The organism is Micromonospora sp. NPDC051300 (genome assembly GCF_044455315.1).
GTDB classification, from domain to species: Bacteria; Actinomycetota; Actinomycetes; order Mycobacteriales; family Micromonosporaceae; genus Micromonospora; species Micromonospora robiginosa.
Map to the genome: position 1 here is coordinate 62,954 of NZ_JBITEP010000027.1, position 19,659 is coordinate 82,612.

17 protein-coding genes, 1 tRNA gene and 2 pseudogenes are annotated in these 19,659 nt (G+C 71.5%); 13 read left to right on the top strand and 7 right to left on the bottom strand.

Translation table 11 applies throughout. From position 1 onward, the window contains the following. Positions 1-147: 147 nt before the first annotated feature. The gene (locus ACIA5A_RS24735; protein WP_396766721.1) at positions 148-1,509 is read right to left on the bottom strand and encodes a dipeptidase; all 1,362 of its coding nucleotides are present in this window, start codon (positions 1,507-1,509) and stop codon (positions 148-150) included. Beyond that, positions 1,484-2,181 (bottom strand): annotated as a pseudogene (locus ACIA5A_RS24740) (uridine kinase); the annotation flags it as partial. The gene ACIA5A_RS24735 and the pseudogene ACIA5A_RS24740, both read right to left, overlap by 26 nt. Positions 2,182-2,292: 111 nt before the next feature. Here ACIA5A_RS24740 and ACIA5A_RS24745 point away from each other — a divergent pair. After that, positions 2,293-2,694 (top strand): rhodanese-like domain-containing protein, encoded by a 402-nt coding sequence (locus ACIA5A_RS24745; protein WP_396766754.1) that lies wholly within the window; start codon positions 2,293-2,295, stop codon positions 2,692-2,694. A gap of 151 nt (positions 2,695-2,845) precedes the next feature. Here ACIA5A_RS24745 and ACIA5A_RS24750 read toward each other — a convergent pair whose 3' ends face one another. The 3 genes and pseudogenes from ACIA5A_RS24750 to ssb all read right to left on the bottom strand — a co-directional run bounded on the left by ACIA5A_RS24750 (position 2,846) and on the right by ssb (position 6,545). Beyond that, positions 2,846-4,402 (bottom strand): cobyric acid synthase, encoded by a 1,557-nt coding sequence (locus ACIA5A_RS24750; protein WP_396766723.1) that lies wholly within the window; start codon positions 4,400-4,402, stop codon positions 2,846-2,848. After that, positions 4,399-5,475, bottom strand: coding sequence for a cobalamin biosynthesis protein (locus tag ACIA5A_RS24755; RefSeq protein WP_396766756.1), 1,077 nt, complete (start codon positions 5,473-5,475; stop codon positions 4,399-4,401). The genes ACIA5A_RS24750 and ACIA5A_RS24755 overlap by 4 nt, the downstream gene beginning before the upstream one ends. A 240-nt stretch (positions 5,476-5,715) precedes the next feature. Then, positions 5,716-6,545: pseudogene (gene ssb / locus ACIA5A_RS24760) on the bottom strand (single-stranded DNA-binding protein). Positions 6,546-6,830: 285 nt separating this feature from the next. Here ssb and ACIA5A_RS24765 point away from each other — a divergent pair. Both ACIA5A_RS24765 and ACIA5A_RS24770 read left to right on the top strand, forming a co-directional pair. Then, a complete protein-coding gene (locus ACIA5A_RS24765) occupies positions 6,831-7,235 on the top strand; it encodes an HPF/RaiA family ribosome-associated protein (RefSeq protein ID WP_396766725.1) in 405 nt (134 codons plus the stop codon). Positions 7,236-7,384: 149 nt separating this feature from the next. Then, complete coding sequence (locus tag ACIA5A_RS24770) at positions 7,385-8,410, top strand: alpha/beta hydrolase (RefSeq protein WP_396766727.1); 1,026 nt, start codon at positions 7,385-7,387, stop codon at positions 8,408-8,410. 58 nt (positions 8,411-8,468) lie between these two features. Here the strand turns inward: ACIA5A_RS24770 and ACIA5A_RS24775 are convergent, their stop codons facing one another. Then, on the bottom strand, positions 8,469-9,215 hold the full coding sequence (locus ACIA5A_RS24775) for a hypothetical protein (RefSeq protein WP_396766728.1): 747 nt from the start codon (positions 9,213-9,215) through the stop codon (positions 8,469-8,471). Positions 9,216-9,383: 168 nt separating this feature from the next. On the opposite strand from ACIA5A_RS24775, the gene ACIA5A_RS24780 reads away from it, so the two are divergent. From ACIA5A_RS24780 to ACIA5A_RS24795, 4 genes are all read left to right on the top strand, one after another. Next, positions 9,384-9,456: transfer RNA gene (locus ACIA5A_RS24780), tRNA-Arg, on the top strand. A gap of 68 nt (positions 9,457-9,524) precedes the next feature. Next, a complete protein-coding gene (locus ACIA5A_RS24785) occupies positions 9,525-11,075 on the top strand; it encodes a tyrosine-type recombinase/integrase (RefSeq protein ID WP_396766730.1) in 1,551 nt (516 codons plus the stop codon). Between the two features lie 764 nt (positions 11,076-11,839). Next, complete coding sequence (locus tag ACIA5A_RS24790; RefSeq protein ID WP_396766732.1) at positions 11,840-12,766, top strand: hypothetical protein; 927 nt, start codon at positions 11,840-11,842, stop codon at positions 12,764-12,766. Positions 12,767-12,835: 69 nt separating this feature from the next. Further along, complete coding sequence (locus ACIA5A_RS24795; protein WP_396766734.1) at positions 12,836-13,870, top strand: NAD-dependent epimerase/dehydratase family protein; 1,035 nt, start codon at positions 12,836-12,838, stop codon at positions 13,868-13,870. On the opposite strand, the gene ACIA5A_RS24800 is transcribed toward ACIA5A_RS24795, so the two are convergent. Then, positions 13,850-15,118 (bottom strand): hypothetical protein, encoded by a 1,269-nt coding sequence (locus ACIA5A_RS24800; protein ID WP_396766736.1) that lies wholly within the window; start codon positions 15,116-15,118, stop codon positions 13,850-13,852. The two genes, ACIA5A_RS24795 and ACIA5A_RS24800, sit on opposite strands and share 21 nt — an antisense overlap. Before the next feature lie 139 nt (positions 15,119-15,257). On the opposite strand from ACIA5A_RS24800, the gene ACIA5A_RS24805 reads away from it, so the two are divergent. The 6 genes from ACIA5A_RS24805 to ACIA5A_RS24830 all read left to right on the top strand — a co-directional run. Then, the gene (locus ACIA5A_RS24805; protein ID WP_174529622.1) at positions 15,258-15,500 is read left to right on the top strand and encodes a helix-turn-helix domain-containing protein; all 243 of its coding nucleotides are present in this window, start codon (positions 15,258-15,260) and stop codon (positions 15,498-15,500) included. Positions 15,501-15,839: 339 nt separating this feature from the next. Continuing rightward, the gene (locus tag ACIA5A_RS24810) at positions 15,840-16,079 is read left to right on the top strand and encodes a DUF6284 family protein (protein ID WP_396766738.1); all 240 of its coding nucleotides are present in this window, start codon (positions 15,840-15,842) and stop codon (positions 16,077-16,079) included. An 87-nt stretch (positions 16,080-16,166) separates the two neighbouring features. Then, entirely contained in the window at positions 16,167-16,958 is a 792-nt protein-coding gene (locus tag ACIA5A_RS24815) for an ABC transporter permease (RefSeq protein WP_396766740.1), read from the top strand. 89 nt (positions 16,959-17,047) lie between these two features. Then, positions 17,048-17,515 (top strand): DUF3307 domain-containing protein, encoded by a 468-nt coding sequence (locus ACIA5A_RS24820; protein ID WP_396766742.1) that lies wholly within the window; start codon positions 17,048-17,050, stop codon positions 17,513-17,515. A 45-nt stretch (positions 17,516-17,560) separates the two neighbouring features. Next, positions 17,561-17,731, top strand: a complete 171-nt coding sequence (locus ACIA5A_RS24825) for a hypothetical protein (protein ID WP_396766744.1) — start codon at positions 17,561-17,563, stop codon at positions 17,729-17,731. A 93-nt stretch (positions 17,732-17,824) separates the two neighbouring features. Next, the coding region (locus ACIA5A_RS24830) for a cell division protein FtsK (protein WP_396766746.1) at positions 17,825-19,659 on the top strand (1,835 nt) is incomplete at its 3' end.

Genomic DNA, 19,659 nt, shown 5'->3' on the forward strand with positions numbered 1-19,659 from the left:
CGGGGGGGGGGCGGGGGGGGGGGGGGCGCGGGGGGGGGGGGGGCGGGGGGGGGGGGGGGGCGCGGGGGGGGGGGGGGCCCCCCCCCCCCCCCCCCCCGCCCGGCCCCCCCCCCCCACCGCGCTGACACCGCCCGACGCCCGCCCCGGTCAGGCGCGGCCCGCCTCGGCCACCTTCGCCAGCAGCAACGCCTCGGCCAGGCAGACCCGGGCGAACTCCCCCAGGTGCAGGCTCTCGTTCGGCCCGTGCGCCCGGGCGTGCGGGTCCTCCACGCCGGTCACCAGGATCGCCGCGCCCGGGAACATCTCCTGGAACGTGGCGATGAACGGGATCGAGCCGCCCACGCCGATGTCGACCGGGTCGGTGCCGTCCCAGGCGCTCCGGAACGCCGCCCGCGCGGCGTCGAACATCGGCCCGCTGGCGTCGATCACGCAGGGCGCGCCGTCGTGCTCGAACGTCACCGTCACCTGCGCGCCCCACGGCGCGTGCCGCTCCAGGTGCGCGGTGAGCGCCGCGTACGCCTTCTTCGGGTCGTCACCCGGCGCCAGCCGTACGCTCAGCTTCGCCTTCGCGGCCGGGACCAGCGCGTTCGGCGCCTCCCCGGTGGTCGGCGCGTCGACGCCGAGGATCGCCAGCGCCGGCTTCGTCCAGAGCCGGTCGGTGATCCGGCCGGTGCCGAACAGCCGCGCGCCCTCGACCAGGCCGGCCTCCGCGCGGAACCGGTCCTCCGGGTAGTCGACGCTCGCGCCCTCCCGGGTGGCCAGCCCGTCCACCGCGACGTCGCCGGCGTCGTCGTGCAGCGTGCCGAGCAGCTTCACCAACGCGGTGAGCGCGTCCGGCACGGCGCCGCCGAACATGCCGCTGTGCACCGCGTGGTCGAGCGTGCGGACCTCCACGAAGCAGTTCACGATGCCGCGCAGCGAGGTGGTCAGCGCCGGCACGCCCACGTCCCAGTTGGTCGAGTCGGCGATCACGATGACGTCCGACACCAGGTCGTCGCGGTGCTCGGCGAGCAGCCGCTCCAGCGAGTCCGAGCCGTACTCCTCCTCGCCCTCGACGAACAGCACCACGCCCACCGGCAGCCGGTCGCCGAACGCGCGCAGCGCGGCGACGTGCGCCATGATGCCGGCCTTGTCGTCGGCGGCGCCCCGGCCGTAGAGGCGACCGTCGCGCTCCTCCGGCTCGAACGGGTCGGACTCCCACAGCGACAGGTCGCCGACCGGCTGCACGTCGTGGTGGGCGTAGAGCAGCACGGTGGGCGCGCCGGCCGGGGCCGCCCTCGTCCCGATCACCGCCGGCTGGCCGCCGGAGCGGACGATCCGGGTGTCCAGGCCGCAGCCGCGTAGCAGCTCCGCCACCGCCTCGGCGGAACGCTCCACGTGCGAGTGGTCGAAGCCCTCGAAGGCGATGCCCGGGATGCGGACGAGTCGTTCCAGGTCGGCACGGACACCGGGCAGTTCCCGCTCGACGGCGGCCCGCACCTCGGACTCGGAGATGATCGGAGTGGTCATGACCGGAATCGTATGCCGGCCTTACCCGGCCACGCCGTCCGAGCCCGGACGCCGCCCGAACCGCACGAAGTAGCGGTCCGGATCGTGCGGCAGGTCCGGCGCGCCGTCGACGACCAGGTCCACCGCCGCCGAAGTGCCGTCGGCGGCGAAGTGCGCCCGCTCCCCGGCGTGCCAGCGGCGCAGCTCGGGCAGCACCTGCGCGCCGTCGCGGGCCAGCGCCCGGGACAACCGCAGCTCGGCCGGCGCGGTGACCAGCACGGAGAGCGTCAACTCGGGGCGTACCACGGCGCGGGCGGCGCTCACCCCCTCGACGATCAGCACCGGCGCCGCCGGCACCGGCACCACCCGGTCCAGGAAACACCCGCGCACCCAGCTGTACCGGCGGTAGCCGCCCGCCCGGCCGGCCCGCACCGGCCCGAGCACCCACTCCTCCAGCCGGGTCCAGAACGTGAGCTGGTCGTCCCAGCCGTCGAGCAGGTCGTCGGTGCGGACCAGCGGCGGTCGCTCACCCGTGGCCGCCGCGAAGGCGTCCGCGAGGCGCGTCGCGAACACGCTCTTGCCCGCGCCGCTCGGCCCGTCGACAGCAACCAGCCGGGTACGCCCCAACCGCGCCGGCCCGGCCAGCACCCGCCGGACCGGTCCGGCGTACGCCTCGACCACCGCAACGTTCACCCGACCGACGCTAACGTTCCCCCGTCCGCTGGATCCTGCGACCTGCGCGGACCGTTTCGCCAGGCGGTGTCGGGGCGCCCCGGGCATGATCTGGGGGTGCTCCATGACGTGATGTGTCCGGGCGTCGACGCCCTCCTGGAACAGGCCCGCGCCGGTCTCCGCCGGCTCACCCCGCACGAGACCGTCGAGACGGTCCGCAACGGCGCGCTGCTGATCGACACGCGCACCGAGTCGCAGCGTCGCGAGGAGGGTGAGCTGCCCGGCGCGATCGTCATCGACCGCACGGTGCTGGAGTGGCGGCTCGACCCGGCCAGCGAGTGGCGCATCCCGGAGGCGATCGGCTACGACCGCGAGATCGTGGTGGTGTGCCGGCAGGGCTACAGCTCCAGCCTGGCCGCCGCCAGCCTTCAGACGCTCGGCCTGCGCCAGGCCACCGACATGATCGGTGGCGTGCAGGGCTGGCGGGAGGCCGGGCTGCCGATGTCCGACCGGCCGGCCGACGTGCGCCACTGACCGGTCCCGCCCCGGTGTCGCCGGACCGCGCGGCCGCCGCCGTCCGGCCGACCGCGCCGCCGGACCGCCCGAGTGCCAGCGTCCGGCCACCCACGCCGCCGGACCGCCCGAGTGCCAGCGTCTGGCCACCCACGCCGCCGGAACGCCCCGGTCACGCCGTGCCGGGCGGCTGCCCGGGCGCGCCGGGCGGCACGAACGGCAGGCCCGGCGGCGGGCCGTGCTCGATCAGCCGCCACAGCGCGTCCGTCTCGAGGTGCTCCTCCACCAGATCGCCGAGCAGGTCCAGCGTCCGCTCCCGGGCCGCCGCGAACGACGTGTCCGGCGCGACCTTGAAGCCCGTCCGGCCGGCCGCCCCGGCGACCTCGGTGAGGAACCGGCGGCGGAACGCGTCGGACTCGAACGCGCCGTGCCAGTGGGTCCCGTACACCGCACCGAGCCGGGCGCCCTCGCCGGCGCCGTCGGCGTCGCGCAGCAACGGCGGCAGCCCCGGATCGGCGGCGGAGACCCGGCCGTGGTGGATCTCGTACCCGTGCACCGGCACGTCCCCGGCGGCGAAGCCCTCGGCCCGGCGGACCGTCTTGCGCCTGTCGAAGGTGATCTCGACGGGCAGCAGCCCGAGGCCGGGCACGCTGCCCCGGCGGCTCTCCACCGAATCGTGGATCACCCGGCCGAGCATCTGGAACCCGCCGCAGATGCCGAGCAGCGGACGGCCCGCCGCGGCGTGCGCCCGCACCGCGTCGGCCAGCCCGGTCTCCCGCAGCCAGGCCAGGTCGGCGACCGTCGACTTGGAGCCGGGCAGCACCACCAGGTCGGCGGCGGCCAACTCGGCCGGCTCTACGGTCAGCCGCACCCGCACCCCCGGCTCGGTGGCGAGCGCCTCCACGTCGGTGGCATTGCTGATCCGGGGCAGCCGGACCACTGCCACGTCCAGCCAGTCGGTGCCGCGGGGCGCCGCCGGCCGGCCGAGCACCCGCCCGTAGGCGAGTGAGTCCTCCGCGTCCAGCCACAGCTCCAGCGCCCAGGGCAGCACGCCGTAGGTGGGCCGGCCGGTGACCTGGCGCAGCATGTCCAGGCCGGGCCGGAGCAGCCCCAGGTCGCCCCGGAACTTGTTGACCACGAAGCCGGCGACCAGCGCCTGGTCGACCGCGTCCAGCAGGGCCACGGTGCCGAACATCGAGGCGAACACGCCGCCCCGGTCGATGTCGCCGACCACGATCGTGGGCAGGCCGGCCTGCCGGGCCAGCCCCATGTTGACGTAGTCACCGGCCCGCAGGTTGATCTCCGCCGGGCTGCCCGCCCCCTCGCAGACCACCACGTCGTACTCGGCCCGCAACTCGGCCAGCGCCGCGTACGCGGTCGCGGCCAGCCGGGGCCGCAGCGTGTGGAAGTTGCCGGCGGTGACCGTGTCGACCGCCTCGCCCAGCAGCACGACCTGACTGGCGTGGTCGCTGCCCGGCTTGAGCAGCACCGGGTTGAACCGCAGGTCCGGCGCGAGCCCGGCGGCTGCGGCCTGCATGGCCTGGGCCCGGCCCAGTTCCCCGCCCCGGCCGTCCGGGCCGACCACCACCGCCGAGTTGTTGCTCATGTTCTGCGCCTTGAACGGGGCGACCCGGACCCCCCGGCGGCGCAGCCACCGGCAGATGCCGGCGGTGAGCACGCTCTTGCCGGCGTCGGAGGTGGTGCCGGCGACCAGCAGCCCGCCGCTCACCGCCCGCCGCCCACCACGCCCACGCCGCCGCGCCGCGCGCCGCGCCCCCGGGCACCGCCTGCTCCGCGCCCGTGGGCACCGCCTGCTCCACGCCCGGTGGTGCCGGCCAGCGCGCGCCAGGCGGCGCGGCCGGTCGTGGCGGCCAGCCGGCCCACGGTCACCGGGTAGAGCGCGGCCAGCCCGAGCGCCGCCAGGCCCACGGTCCCGGAGATCCGGGCCGCCCGCTTCAGGTGCCGCGCCTCCGGCCGGGGGCCGTCGCCGAGGAACGGCCGTGTCTCGGACCGGCCGAAGTACACGTTGCGTCCGCCCAGCCGGACGCCGAGGACGCCCGCCATCGCCGCCTCGCACTGCCCGGCGTTCGGGCTCGGATGGTCGGCCCGGTCCCGCCGCCAGACGTGCCAGGCCGTGGCGCGGTCCCCGTGCGCCACCGGCGCGACGGCCACGGTGAGCAGCCCGGTCAGCCGGGACGGCACCAGGTTCAGCAGGTCGTCCAGCCGGGCGGCCGGGGTACCGAAGCGGGCGTACCGGGTCGAACGGTGGCCGACCATCGCGTCGAGCGTGTTCGCCGCCCGGTAGCCGAGCAGGCCCGGCAGCCCGGCGACCGCGCCCCACACCAGTGGCGCGACCACCGCGTCGGAGGTGTTCTCGGCGACCGACTCGACGGTGGCGCGGGCCAGCTCGGACTCGTCCAGGGCCGAGGGGTCCCGCCCGCACAGGTGGCCGAGGCGGGCCCGGGCGGCGGGCAGGTCGGCGCGGCGCAGCGCCCGTCCCATCACCCGTGACTCGTGCCGCAGCGTGCGCCCGCCCAGCACCGTCCAGGTGCCGGCGGCCACCAGCGCGGCGCGGGCCGCCGGGTGACGCCGGGTGGCGAGCGCGGCGGCGGCGCCCAGCAGCACCGGCGCGCCGACCGCCAGCGCCGTGAACGCCGTGCCGGCCGACCGGCGGGGGCGGTAGAGCCGCCGCTCCAGTGCACCTGCCGCCCGGCCGAAGCCGGCCACCGGATGCCACCGGCGTGGGTCGCCGAGCAGGGCGTCGAGCGCGTAGCCCGCCACCAGCCCGGTCGCGTTCGCCATGGCGCTCGCCTGCCGCACCCGTCACCACCTCCGGCCGGCCAGCCTAGCCGTACCCGGTCATCCGCCGCGGCCGTCACGTGCCGCTGCCGGCCTGCGCACCCGCGGCGGTCGCGCCGATGCCGCCCCGGCCCGCCGTCGGGGTCGGCCTGCGCCGACGCGGGGTGGCGACGACGGTGTCGCCACCCCGCGCCCCCGTGGCGCGTCGCGGACGCTCAGGCGGACACCGGGGTACGCCGCCGGCTACGGCGACCCGAGGCGGCCCCGCCGGCCGACCTGACGTCGCCCGACACCGCGCCGGCCGGCCCGTCGCCGACCGGCGACCCGACCTCGGCCAGTTCGTCGTCCTCGGTCGGGTCCCGCCCGTCACTCCCCTCGGCGGCCAGCTCGTCGTCCTCCCCCGCACCCGGCTCGGTGAACCGGACGCCCGGACCGGCGGCGGATCCGCCCGACTCGATGCCGGCCGGTCCGGCGGAACGCGCGCCGTCGTCGGCGCGGGGCCGGGCATCGAACGGGTCGAGGTCGAGCATCCGGTCGAGCGTGCCGGTGAGGCCGACCCGTGCCGCGCCGAACTCCGGCAGGAAGTCGTCGTCGAACGGCCTGTCGTCGATCGTGGTCGGGGCCTGCTCGTCCGGCACCGGCTCGGTCGCCTCGCCGTGCACCCGCCGCTCCGCCTCGGCGTCCTCGACGGAGCTGGTGGCCGCGCGCGGCTGGTTGCGCAGGAAGCGGGACCGCCCCCGGGACAGGTCGTGCCCGACCGCGACCGCCTCCAGCTCGTAGAGCGTGCGGTGGTTGCCGGCCTCGTCGGTCCAGTCGCGGGTGTAGAGGCGGCCGGCGACGATCACCGGGTCGCCCAGGGTCACCGACGCCGCCACCCCCTCGGCCAGTCGTCGCCAGCAGTTCACCCGCACCCGCAGGCTGTTGCCGTCGACCCAACGGCCGCTGTCCCGGTCGAGCCGGCGCGCGGTCGAGGCGACCTTGAAGTTGGCCACCAGCGTGCCGCTCTGCGTGGTGCGGCGCCACTCCGGCGCGGTCAGCACGTTGCCGACGATCGTGACGTAGGTGTCGAACATCGCCCCTCCCAGGGATCGGTTGTCCGGGTGAGCGTGGACCGGACCGCCTCGCCGGTGCATCCCGCCGACCCCCGCCCTGTGGACGACCACCGGCTTGTGGACAACCCCCTGATCAAGGTCTCCGTCTGCTAGGCCGATCGGCCCTACGGGACGGACCTGCGGCGACACATGATCGGAACGTGACCGGCGGGAGGCGTTCCGGAGACGCCCCGGTTGGGTAAGTACTTGATCAACCGAGAGAAAGGGAGCGCCGATGCTTCTCCGAGACGTCCGCGAGGCAGGGCGATGAGCGCCGTGGCGAACCCCGCGACCGTGGGCGAGTGCCTGCGGGTCGGTGCCGGGTTCTCCCAGGGCGACCGCAACTGGATCGCCGAGCAGTTCGCGACGCTTGACGCCCGGCTCGCCGGCTTCCACGCCGACGCCACCGAACTGGAGGTGTCGGTCAAGGACCGCGAGGCCCGGGGCCAGAAGGTGACCCTGGAGTGCTGGGTCGCCGGCCGGCAGAAGATCGTCACCACCTCGACCGAGGAGGACCTGCACGCCGCGCTCAACGACGTCCGGGACGACCTGCGCCGCAAGCTCAACGACGCGAAGACCCGGCAGGAGCCGCGCAACAACAAGCACCTGCGCGAACAGCCCGCCCCCGTCGATCTGGACGACGCGCCGCGCCTGGACGCCGAGACCGCCTGAGTTTCGTCCGCCCCCGCCCGCACGGTGCCGGCGGGCGGGGGCGCCACGTCCACGGGTGAGAAGGTGCCCCTTCTCTACCGCAGGCGTTAACAGGGGGCCCCGCCTTACACCCCTACCGCCGGGTAGCTCGGCGGCGTACCGTCGCGGTCGTGGAACCGGACGTGCTGGGAGCGCCCTACGAGCGGCGCACGATCGAGCTGGGCACCGACGACGAGGGACCGGTCGTCGCGACAGTGGTCCGCCGCCGCGCCGACCGCCCCACCGGCCGGGCCGTGCTCTACGTGCACGGCTTCGTCGACTACTTCTTCCAGACCCACGTGGCCGACTTCTTCGCCGAGCGCGGCTGGGACTTCTACGCCCTCGACCTGCGCAAGTACGGCCGCAGCCTGCTCCCGCACCAGACCCCGAACTTCTGCCGCGACCTGAGCGACTACTTCCCCGAGCTGGACGCCGCCGCGGAGATCATCCGCGCCGACGAGGGCCACGAGACGCTGCTCGCCATGGGCCACTCGACCGGCGGCCTGATCATCTCGCTCTGGGCGGACGCCCGCCGCGACGCCGGCCTGGTCGACGGAATCGTGCTGAACAGCCCCTTCTTCGACATCAACGCCCCCTGGGTGGTCCGTCGCCCCCTCGCGGCCGCCGTCTCCCGCCTGGGCCGCCGGGCGCCGCAGCGCATCCTGCCATTCGGTCTCGGCACCGTGTACGGCGAGAGCCTGCACGCCGACCACCGCGGCGAGTGGCGCTACGACCTGGCGTGGAAGCCGCTCGCCGGGTTCCCGGTCCGGGCCGGCTGGCTCAACGCGATCCGCACCGGCCAGCGGCGGCTGCGGGCCGGGCTGGACATCCCGGTGCCGGTGCTGCTGGCCTGTTCCACCCGCAGCTTCCGGGGCGCGAAGTGGCACGAGAGCGCCACCGGGGCCGACGCGGTGCTCGACGTGGAGCACATGGTGCGCTGGGCGCCCCGCCTCGGCCGGCACGTCACCCTGGCCCGCTTCGACGGTGGGCTGCACGACCTCACGCTGTCCAGCCCCGGCGTACGCGAGAAGGTCTTCGCGGAGGTCGGCCGGTGGGCGGAGGGCTTCCTCCGCGCCGGCCCGACCGAGCCGGAGCCCGCGCCGCCGGCCCCCCGCCGCCCGGCCAAGGAACCCGCCGACGCGAGCGCCGAGGGCTGAACTGCCGGCCGTCTCGTTCGGTAGGTGGTGAGAAGGGGTCCCCTCTCTACCGGAGGCGTCAGGAAGGGGCCCCTCCTTCCGCTGCCTCGGCGAGCGCGGTCCGGATCCGGTCGAACGTGGCGATCGGGTGCCCGCCGTCGCGGGCCGGCAGCAGCAGGCCCAGGCAGCGCGGCACCGGCTCGTCCGCCGCCCCGGCCTCCACCGTGAAGACCGGCGCGCCCACGTACCCGGCGGGCAGCTCGACGGTCACCCGCACCCCGTCGGCGTCCCGGACGACCCGCTCGACCACCGCCTCCAGCGGCCGCGACCCGTCGTCGCCGACGCCCAGCGCCAGCACGAACGCCGAGCCGGGCGTCGCGCCGATCCGGGCGACCGCGCCGGCCGGCGCGGCAAGCGCCTCGGTGACCTGCTGGGTACGCCAGCGCCAGCCCCGGTCGTCGGCGTGCCCGTGCAGCCCGCCGGTGGGCATGGCGGCCACCCCCAGCTCCGGCAGGCGCAGCCAGTGGTCGGCGAAACCGGGCAGCTCGATCGGCTCCGCCGCCCCCTCGGCCGGCTCGGTGACGCTCGGCCGCAGCAGAATCTCCCCGTACGGCCGGTCGGTGAGCGCGTCGGCGGTGAGCAGCCACTCGTGCGCGACCTCCCCGTCGTCGGTGGCGCCGACCAGCTCGCTGTAGAAGAAGGCGGTGCCGACCGTGCCGGCCGGCGCGCCGGACCGCTCCGACCCGGCCACGGGCAGGATCGACCGCCCGAGGTGCTGGCACAGCTCGAAGACGATCTCGTTCTCGGTTTCCTGGTCGAGCAGCATCCGCCGAGGGTACGGACCGGGGTGCGCGCGCCGGCCGGGGACCCGCCGGAACACAGGTGCCGCCTGCGGCCCCGGCGTGGGACGCTGGCGGCGACGTGGGCGCGCCCACCCGTACCCCCGGCCGGGCCGGAGCCGGCGGTACCCTCTTGGCGCGACGACAGTCGACGCGCGCCCGTAGCTCAGCGGATAGAGCAGGGGACTTCTAATCCCAAGGCCGCAGGTTCGAATCCTGCCGGGCGCACAGGCACTTCCCTCCTCTGACCCGCTCGCGTGGGGCTATTCGTGGTGCGAGCGCGCTACGGTGGCCCCGTGGCAGCCTCGAACGGACGCACCAAGCGCCAGCGCGGCGAGATCGAAACCCTTCCCAGCGGGTCACTGCGCGTGAAGGTCTATGCCGGCGTCGACCCGATCAGCAGGAAGCGGCACTACCTGACCGAGGTCATCCCCGCCGGCCGCACCGCCGCCAAAGAAGCCGAGAAGGCGCGTACCCGGTTGCTGGCCCAGGTGGACGAGCGACGCAACCCGCGCACCCGCGCCACGCTCGACCAACTCCTAGACAGGTGGCTTGAGGTGGCCGACATCGAGGCCACCACCCGTATGGGCTACGTGAACAAGCTCAACAAGCACGTACGGCCGGTGCTAGGCAAGCTGCCGGTCGGCCGGCTCGACGCCGAGACGTTGGAGTCGTTCTACGCGAGCCTGCGCCGCTGCCGCGACTGGTGTGGCGGCAAGGCGTTCGTGAGGCACCGCGTGGAGGGCGACCACATCTGCACTGCGAAGTGCCGGCCGCACGTCTGCAAGCCGCTCAGCGCCTCATCAGTGCGCCAGATCCACTGGATCCTCAGTGGTGCTCTCAGCCGCGCGGTCCGGTGGCGTTGGATCGCCGTCAACCCCGCTAGCCAGGCCGAGCCACCCGCACCGCCGCACCCCGACCCGCAGCCGCCGGGTCCGGCCGACGCAGCCCGCATCATCAGCGAGGCGTGGCGCGACCCGGATTGGGGTGCGTTGGTCTGGCTCGCCATGACGACCGGCGCCCGCCGTGGCGAACTGGCCGCGCTGCGCTGGCACCATCTCGACTTGACCGCTGGTGTGCTGACGCTGCGGCGCAGCGCCTACCTGGACGAGCATGGCCAGCTACAGGAGAAGGACACCAAGACGCACCAACAACGGCGGGTAGCGCTCGACCCGGAGACGATTGAAGTGCTCCGCGAGCTACACGGCCGGTACGTTGACCGCCTGGCGCAGCTCGACTCGGACACCGACCCCGCCGACTACGTCTTCTCCCCTGAGCCGGACAACAGCCGGGGTTACCGGCCCGACACCATCACCCAGCGGTACGGCCGGCTCGCCAGTCGGCTCGACATCGACAGTCACATCCACGCGCTACGCCACTACTCGGCTACTGAGTTGATCAACGCAGGCGTCGACGTGCGGACGGTCGCCGGACGGCTCGGTCATGGCGGCGGCGGGACGACGACACTTAGGGTTTACGCCGCCTGGCTGTCAGAGTCTGACCAACGGGCCGCCAGGACGCTCGCCGCTCGCATGCCGCCGCGTCCCAGTGTCTCGCAACGAAGCACCATGGCGACGAGCCCGTACGAGACGATCGCTGCGGCGCTGCGGCGGCAGATTATGGCTGGTCAGCTACAGCCTGGCGACCAGCTCCCTACAGTTTCCGAACTTGCGGCGGCGTACAACGTCTCGGTTGGTACCGCTCACCGCGCGGTGGCTCTACTCGCCGGAGAGGACATGGTCACCGTTACCCGAGGACGTCGAGCAGCCGTCGCAGCTAGGGGCATGAGGGCACGTCGGATTGCCCGAATGGGGGTCCAGGATAGTCCCGACGCCGAGTTAACCTGACCGTCCGCTCTGCACTCGCATATCCGAGGTCTGACGGTCAGGATTGATGACAAAGGTACACGATTTTGGGATACACATGTACGTTCCATTCAGGTAGCATGACCTCATGCCCACAGCGCTCGCGGACCTCCGCGTCTCGGTCGAAGCAGACCTTGCGAACGACGGGTACGCAATCATTGATGATTGCGACACGGACACGGTTGAGCGACTCACCCAGCAATTGGGCAAGGTGACAAGTAGCTGGCAGGAATTGGTTCCAATACCCAAACATGCCGCAGACCCCTGGAGCCTATCCGGCCAATACGGGTTGGGTCAGTTTCCCTGGCATATAGACGGGGCGATAGCCTCGAACCCACCGAAGTTTTTTGTCTTGCACTGCCTAACGGCATCGAGCGCAACGGAGCCGACAGAGCTACTCGATTTCGCCCACCCATCCACTCAGGATGCAGCACAGTTGCTAGCCAGGGTTGTATTACGAGCGAAAAGCAGGAGCGGACATGTGCGATACCTTCCCGCCCTGCTCCGCTCGGGCGGGAAGCCGGTCCTCCGGTGGGATCCAAGAACGTGCGAGGTCGCGCGCCTAGCATGGAAAGGGATAGCACCTTCCATAGAGTCGATGCCGCCAACTTCCGCCGTGAATTGGCAACCAGGACGAGTCGCATTCATCGACAACAGGCGGAATCTCCATCGCCGCCCGCCCGTCAGAGCCACTGGCCCTCGGGAACTGAAGCGGCTCTACATCTATTGAGAACGAGGAAGATCGAATGTGGGGCTACGAAGACTTCGTCGCCAAGGCGAAGCTTTACTTTAATCGCGCCGCGAACCACGACGAGGATGATGACGAGTTTGTACTCTGGCTCTTACTTGGTCTTGAATTCCTCCTCCGGGCCCCACTCTCACAAATGCACCCTTCCCTACTTGCTGCGCCCGAGGGAAACAGTCTCCTACACGCCGCCGGGATTACGAAGGCTGACGCACACCCGCGTTCGGTGACGACGAAGACCGTCGTAGACCGCCTCAAGTTCGTAATTGAAGGGTTCGGAGACGACCGGCAGCGCGACGCCATCTTTCTAGCCAACCTGCGGAATCAGGAACTGCATTCTGCCGACGCCGCCCTGGCCGAGATACCCGAGGAGCAGTGGTTACCACGGTTTCTGGCCGTCGCCTCGTCTATTTGTGAGCACCTAGATATGCCCATATCCGATGTCTTGGATTCCGGCATCGTTGCCCATGCGGGTAAATTGAGCGTCGAGGTGGACCGAGCGGTTCATCAAGCCGTTCGCACCTTGATCGAGAAGTCGAAATATATGTATGAGCACCTGACAGAGCCAGAACGGCAAGCCCGCATTCGGACTGTCACACATACTCCCACTGGACACAGAAGGCTTTTAGCTCATGCAGTTAGTTGCCCTGCATGCGGAAATCAGACACCACTTCATTTGACTCCTGGGCGCACAACGAAAAGCAAATACGATGAGGAAAGCGGTGAGATTGTCCATAGCGTCATTCATTTAGCCACGGGCTTATCCTGTGAAGTTTGCGGCCTAGTGCTGGACGACACGGCGAAGGTAATCGCGGCCGGGATCCCCCGGCTACGCACTATTGAGTATTCCGAAGACCGATATGAAGGCTGGGAAGAGAACGTCGACACGAGCACGCTGTATGGCGGCGAAGACTACGGCAATGACTGATCGGTCGAATGACTGGCGGTTCGAGGTGTCATCATTTGATCGACTATTCCAATTCGGTAGGATATGTCCATGCGCTTGCTAGTTCTCGGTGGAACCTGGTTCGTAGGACATGCGATCGTATCGGCCGCAATCGACGCTGGCTGGGAGGTGACCACCTTCAACCGGGGCACCTCGGATCCCTTTCTAGAGGCCGTGCGATCTATCCGAGGAGACCGGACCCGGATGGAAGACATAACTGCCCTTTCAACTGCGGGCCAGTGGGACGCGGTGATCGACACCTCGGGCTACGTGCCGAGCAACACCCTTGCCATCGCCCGTACGCTCGCGCCCGTCGTTGGCCGGTACGTCTTCATGTCGACAGTCAGCGTGTACCGAGACTGGCCGGTCAAGCCGCTGAGCGAGCGATCCGAGGTGCTATACAGCCCGCCGGACGCCGGCCCGGACTACGGAACCGACACCGAGGACGGTCCGACCCAGTACGGCTACCAGAAGTCCGGCTGCGAGGCTGCAGCAGTCAGTGCGTTCGGAGCGGACCGGACGACGATCCTGCGGCCCGGCGTGGTGGTGGGCCCTCGTGAGTACGTCGGCCGCCTTCCCTGGTGGCTGCGCCGTGTGGCTGCTGGTGGGGAGGTGCTGGCACCAGGCTCTGCCGACCGGACCATTCAGCCGGTCGACGTGCGCGACCTGGCCGCGTTCGCGCTGCGCACCATCGCTGATGAGGCGTCCGGTGCATTCAACGTCTGCTCCCCAATGGGCAACGCAACCTTCGGTGAACTGCTCGCTGACTGTGCCCACTCGACGCGGGCTGATGCCTCCTTAACCTGGGTGCCGAACGATTTCCTGCTTCGTCAGGGCGTCCGTCAGTGGTCCGAGCTACCCCTGTGGCGCACCTTCGATGGCGTGTGGCGCGTCGATGCGACCGCCGCAGAGGCTGCCGGTCTTCGCACCCGCCCGCTCGAACAGACCGTGCGGGAAACCTGGCGGTGGTTGGTCGACAGCGGGGACATCGGCAGCCATGACCGCGCTGCGGAGATCGGAATCAGCCCAGAGAAGGAAGCACAGGTGTTGGCGGCATGGCGCCGCTCAGGTGAGCGGTCGAGCTGAGGTTTCCGACAGCCACGCTGCGATGCGCTCGCCGAGCTGCCGTGCGTCGACGTCACCGTTCCACGGCGCTTCGTTCAGCAGACGCTCGATCCGGGCCAGCCGGCCAGTCAGCGAGACGTTGCGTTTGTGGGGAGGCAGTTCGAGAACGGTACGCAGTGCTTCCGCAGCGCCGTCCTTGTCCCGCATGTGGAGGTGCGCTGCGGCTACGTCGATGTTCGTCCCGTTGATCTGCGAGTACGGCCGCCTCGCCGCCGGCAGCGCTTCGTAGACGCTCAGCGCCTCACGGGCGTACCTTGCGGCCTGGTCACCGTTACGGAGGTCGAGCCATGCGGCGGCGGCGCAAGCCGCGGCGCGCGCGTCTCCGAATGCGAACTCCCCGCCGGTCGAGGTAGCCAGTTCGTCGGGGTGACCCTCTGCCGCCTCCCGGTCCCGCTGGGCAGCGTCCAGCACCGCCGCCACCGACTCTGAGTCGTCAAGCAGGGCGTGGGAGCGAGCGGCGATGTAGCGCAGCCTCAGCTTCGGCTCGCCGTCAGGCGCCGCGCGCATCGCTCGCTCGAAGTAGCTCAGGGCGGCATCCGGCTCACTGCGCCAGTTCGCCAGCGTCATTTGCAGGCCGTACGTCCACGCCTTCAACGACGCGTGGCCGGCGAGATCCGCGTACTGGGTCGCCGCCCTGGCCAACGCCGCCGACTCGTGCCAGTGCCCGAGGTCGAAGGCGGTAGAGGCCATGAGTGACGCGCCCTGGCCGATGACCACGAACAGGTCGGCAAACTCCCCCGGCCGACGCGTCCGCTCAGCGAGCGCTCGCGCTTCGTCGCGCAGCCGGCGTGCGCTTGAGAACGTGTCGAAGGCGGCCATCCCGCCCGACCTGGCCAGTAGCGCCATGTCCTGCTGCAATGCCTCGATCGACTCGTGTGGCACTCCGATACTGGCCAGAAGCGAGTCGTTGGCGATTGCGTCGGCGGCGTCACTCACGACATCACCAACAGCCTGACCACCGCTGAGACTTCCTCCCTTGCCCGCCCCGCTGCTCAGGCCGTGGAGAAAACGCGATCTCACCGCGTCCGAGAGTCGATCGAAGGCAGCGTTCAGCACCTCCTGATTCGCGCTTCCGGCCACGGTTTCCGGCCGGCTGTGCCAGTACGCGACCGTCCTGACCGCAATGCCCAGCCACCCGGCAAATCCCTCGTTCGTCATGCCGGCAGCGGCTTGCAGCGCGCAGGCGAGACGCCCCGTCCACTGATCCACCGCCGCCATCGTGGTCCCCGCGCTCGTTGCATCGGCTTGCCGCACGGTTGCACCTGCCTTGCATGGGCGCGCCGTCCGACTTCGACTTCACTGGATATCAGAAAGCCATTCGCCACATCAGACTACTGAGGAGACTCCCGTGGCTGAACCCCTCGCCCGTGTTCAGGAGCGCCCCCGCTTCCGGTCCGTCGCGGACACTGCTGCGCTTCTCGGCATGTCGGAGGTGACTCTCTACCGAGCCATCCACGCCGGGCAGTTCCCGGCCATCAAGGTCCGAGGACGGTTCGTGATCCCCGCCCGCGCCATCGACGATATGGAGGCTTCCGCCCTGGCTCACGGCCTGGTCGACGCCGGCAACTACGCGTTGCGGCCCGCTAGCTAGGGCGCACGCTTCGGCCCTGGCGGCGCCGGCGGAACGCCGTTGTCCCGCGCCAACTTCCGGATGTACGCGCCGCTGAACGGCGACAACCTCTCAACCTCGGAAGGGCCGACGCCCTCACGAAGGGCGGCGAGGACAGCCGTCACCACGGCATCGCGGGCAGCCTCGTGAGCCGCCTCAGTCCGCTGGTAGCGCTTCGTCGCTACTGAGAGCACATCTCGGGCGTCACTCATCGCACCAACATACCGCTACCTACTTGCGCAACCGACCCACGTATCGCTACCTTGTTGCGCAACAGACAAGCGCTTCGCGAGAGATGCGAGGCACACGAAAGGACACGAGGTGACCAGCTTCAAGCCGTTCCCGACACCCGGACCGACCGCCGACGACTTGGCCGCGATCGAGGGCGAAATGCCCTTGATCGAGGCAGAAGTCCTGCTGCTCGACGCCCAGATCGCCATCGTGACCAGCGACGGCCACCCGAGTGACCTGGACTGGCAGCGCATCCGCCGAGCGCAGCGGCGCGTCCTGCGTGAGGCCCGCGCCCTGCTCGACAGCAGCCGTACCGACCGGGCCGCCTAGCCGGCCAGCGTCAACGACGGTCACCTGTTCCGACCTGCCGCGCCCTACCCGCCCGACCTCTCACGCACTGACCGGAGGCCACCTGTCATGACTGCCCCGACCATCAACGGCACCCGCTACCCGCAGCCCATCGAGGACCTGTTGCCCGCCGCCCGCGCCTTGGACCTGCCCGAGGGCGAGGCGTTCCCGTCGCGCAACCGGTTGATGCGCGAGTTCCGCATCGGCGCGCCCAAGGCCGGTGAACTGCTCACCCTGCTCAAGACCGAGCCCGCCACGCCGCTGGCCGACACCGCCGAGCCGGACACCACGGACCCGGCCGACCCGCCGGCCGTACCCGAGCCCGCCGCCCCGGCTGAGCCGGACCCGACGCCCACCCCGGAGATCACGACGGACGAGCCGCCGGCCGAGGCCAGCGCGGTCAGTCGCCCGGACACGCCCGCACCGACCGTCCCGGCGCGTCGGGCGGTGGCGTGGCCGGTGGTGTTGCTGGCTCTGCCGGCGTTCGTGGCGATTTGGTCCGGGTGGGTTGGGCTCGGCGGACTCACCGGGTTCGGCATCGTGCACCCGCTGCCGGGCATCTGGGACAGCTTCTCCATCAACTCCGCGATCACGCTCCCGATCGGGGTGGAGACGTACGGCGCGTACGCGCTGTACGTGTGGCTGTCGGGTCGGGTGCCCGCCCCGGCGCTGCGCTTCGCGAAGTGGTCCGCCCTCGGCTCCCTGGTCGTCGGCGCGCTCGGCCAGGTCGCCTACCACCTCCTGGAAGCCGCCGGAGTCACCTCGGCCCCGTGGTGGATCACCACCGCCGTGGCCTGCCTGCCGGTCGCGGTGCTCGGCATGGGTGCCGCACTGGCGCACCTGGTCCGCACGCACGACTAGCCCCGCCCGGCGGCACAGCTCACGGCCTGGAAACCCGCTGTGCCGCCGGCCCTCAACCCCTCAGCCAACAGACCTCGGGAGAGACATCCATGTTCGCAGACCCGAGCGGCGCGCACGCTGCCGCGTTCGCCGCCGTGTTCGCCGCCCTCTACGTCGCGCATCAGGTCGCCGATCACTGGGTCCAGACCCAGTGGCAGGCCGACACCAAGGGCCAGCCGGGATGGCTCGGCCGCCTCGCCTGCGCCGCGCACGTCGCCACCTACACCCTGACCGCCGCCGTCGCCCTGACCACCGTGGTTCTTGCGACCGGGCTGCGTCTTGACCCGTGGGGCGTGGCCGTAGGGCTGGCGGTGTCGGCGGTGTCGCACTACATCGCCGACCGGCGCACCCCGCTACGCCGTCTCGCCGCCGCCCTCGGCGCGGCCCGCTTCTACCGCCTCGGCCAGCCCCGACCCGGCCACGACGACAACCCCTCGCTCGGCACCGGCGCGTACGCCCTGGACCAGTCCTGGCACTACGCCTTTCTGTTCATCGCCGCCCTGTTCTGCGCCGCCTGACCACCCGTTCCGCTGGCAGTCACCCACCGAAGAAGGGAACCCCTGATGGCACGCATCTCGATCGGCCGTTCCTCCGGCCGCATCACCACCGGCACCTCGACGCTCTGGTGCCCGCCCTGCGGCAACGAGAGCAACTGGCGTGACATCACTGCCGACGACCGCCGCACCTACGCCACCTGCGGCGACTGCGGCAACCGCGTCTCCGTCAAGAACTGACCGCTTCCCGCGCCCGGCGGCACGGCCCTGGCCTCGCAAACCGCGCCGTGCCGCCGGCTCCCACACGATCCCATGACCGGAGGAACCCCCATCATGACGTCCCCCCGAGATGACGACCGCTTCGACTGGCACGCTGCCGAAGCAGACCTGACCGACCCGACCACCGCCGGCCCGGACGCCGAGGTGGTCGACCTGGACGACGCCCGCGCCCGCCGCACGCCCCGCCCGCGCCCGCCGGCCGACAACGACGCCGAACAGAGCGACAGTGACGGCGAGCAGGGCGACGACGCCGAGAGCGTCGACGACGGCCCCGGCCACGACGGCGGGCCGGTCGACACCGCCGAGGACATCCCCCGGGAGGTGTTGGCCCGGCAGCGGGACCGCCGGCCGATCCTGGCCGATTGGGCGAGTTCCTGGCGTGCCCTGCTGGCCGCGTTGCGCCACGTGCTCAAGGACGCCGGCTATGTCACCGCCTACCACGGTGTCCGGCTGCCGAAGTACGCGGCGAAGACCGCCGTGTGGGCGCCGGTCGGGCTGTTCCGCGGCTTCGGCCGGGCGCTGCGTTGGGCCAGCGCCGAGGAAGGCAACTGGCACCTGCGGCAGGCCGCCGCGTCCCGGGGTGATGCGGACACGTGGATGAAGCTCGACGCCCGCCGGCAGCGCCAGAGCGTGTGGCGGTGGTGGATCCTCGCCGCCTCGGCCGCCGCGACCGTCGTCGGCGGGGTGGTGTTGGCGTTCGCTCCGTCCTGGTGGCGCTACGCCGCTCTGGCGGCGGTGGTGCCGCTGCTGGCCACGCTCGGCCGCCCGGCCGACAAGCCGCTCACCGACCGGGTGAGCGAGGGCACCCGCTACCGCAAGCTCACCGCCGACCTGGTGCGGCGGGCGCTCACGTCGCTGCAAATGCCCGGCATCAACAGCGCGGTGGCGAAGGACCCGAAGGCCATCTCGTTCCCGGTGGACATCCACCGCGACGGACCCGGGCACCTCGCCGTGGTCGACCTCCCGTACGGGGTGGAGGCCGCCGAGGTGATCGCCCGACGCGGCCGGCTCGCCTCGGCCATGCGCCTGCCGCTGGACCAGGTGTGGCCCGAGGCCGCGCCGGGGCACACGGGCCGGCTGGCGCTGTGGGTCGGCTACGAACCGGCGTCGCAGATGAAGCAACCGCCGTGGCCGCTGCTGTCGGCCTCGGCGAAGGTGGACGTGTTCAAGGCGTTCCCGTTCGCCACCACGCCCCGCCTGGACACGGTGGCGGTGGACCTAATGTTCCGCAACTTCCTGTTCGGCGGTCAGCCGGGCAGCGGGAAGACGTTCGCGTTGCGGGATCTGATCCTGGCCGCCGCCCTCGACCCGCGTGCCGAGATCCGAGGCTACGAGTTGAAGGGCGTCGGTGACTTCGCCGTCCTGGAGCCGGTCATGGCCGAGTACGGCAACGGCTTCGACGACGACACCCTCGCCCGCTGCTACGCGTTCATCGAGTGGCTGTACGAGGAGTGCCGCCGCCGCTCCAAGCGCATCGAGCACTACGCGAGGTTGGGCAAGGCTCCCGAGAACAAGGTGACGCCCGAGCTGGCGTCGCTCAAGGGGTCCGGGCTTCACCCCCTCGTCGCGTGGTTCGACGAGCTGCAAGAGCTGATGACCAGCAAGTACGGCAAGGACGCCGGGGAACTCCTGGAGAAAGTCATCAAGCTGGGCCGGGCGCTCGGTGTGATCATCATGATCGGTACGCAGATTCCCGACAAGGACAGCCTGCCGACCGGCATCACCCGCAACGTCAACAGCCGCTTCTGCCTCAGCGTCGCCGACCAGACCGCGAACGACATGATCCTCGGGACGTCGGCCTACAAGAACGGCTACCGGGCGACGGTGTTTCAGCCGGTGATCGAGGCCGGGTGGGGCATCCTGCGCGGGTTCGGGCCGAAGGCGTCGGC

Excerpts from the sequence above, each read along its gene's own strand:
- ACIA5A_RS24790 (WP_396766732.1), top strand. The coding sequence starts at position 11,840 with ATGTGGGGCTACGAAGACTTCGTCGCCAAGGCGAAGCTTTACTTTAAT.
- ACIA5A_RS24745 (WP_396766754.1), top strand. The coding sequence starts at position 2,293 with ATGTGTCCGGGCGTCGACGCCCTCCTGGAACAGGCCCGCGCCGGTCTC.
- ACIA5A_RS24765 (WP_396766725.1), top strand. The coding sequence starts at position 6,831 with ATGAGCGCCGTGGCGAACCCCGCGACCGTGGGCGAGTGCCTGCGGGTC.
- ACIA5A_RS24775 (WP_396766728.1), bottom strand. The coding sequence starts at position 9,215 with ATGCTGCTCGACCAGGAAACCGAGAACGAGATCGTCTTCGAGCTGTGC.
- ACIA5A_RS24735 (WP_396766721.1), bottom strand. The coding sequence starts at position 1,509 with ATGACCACTCCGATCATCTCCGAGTCCGAGGTGCGGGCCGCCGTCGAG.
- ACIA5A_RS24825 (WP_396766744.1), top strand. The coding sequence starts at position 17,561 with ATGGCACGCATCTCGATCGGCCGTTCCTCCGGCCGCATCACCACCGGC.
- ACIA5A_RS24795 (WP_396766734.1), top strand. The coding sequence starts at position 12,836 with ATGCGCTTGCTAGTTCTCGGTGGAACCTGGTTCGTAGGACATGCGATC.
- ACIA5A_RS24755 (WP_396766756.1), bottom strand. The coding sequence starts at position 5,475 with ATGGCGAACGCGACCGGGCTGGTGGCGGGCTACGCGCTCGACGCCCTG.
- ACIA5A_RS24820 (WP_396766742.1), top strand. The coding sequence starts at position 17,048 with ATGTTCGCAGACCCGAGCGGCGCGCACGCTGCCGCGTTCGCCGCCGTG.
- ACIA5A_RS24815 (WP_396766740.1), top strand. The coding sequence starts at position 16,167 with ATGACTGCCCCGACCATCAACGGCACCCGCTACCCGCAGCCCATCGAG.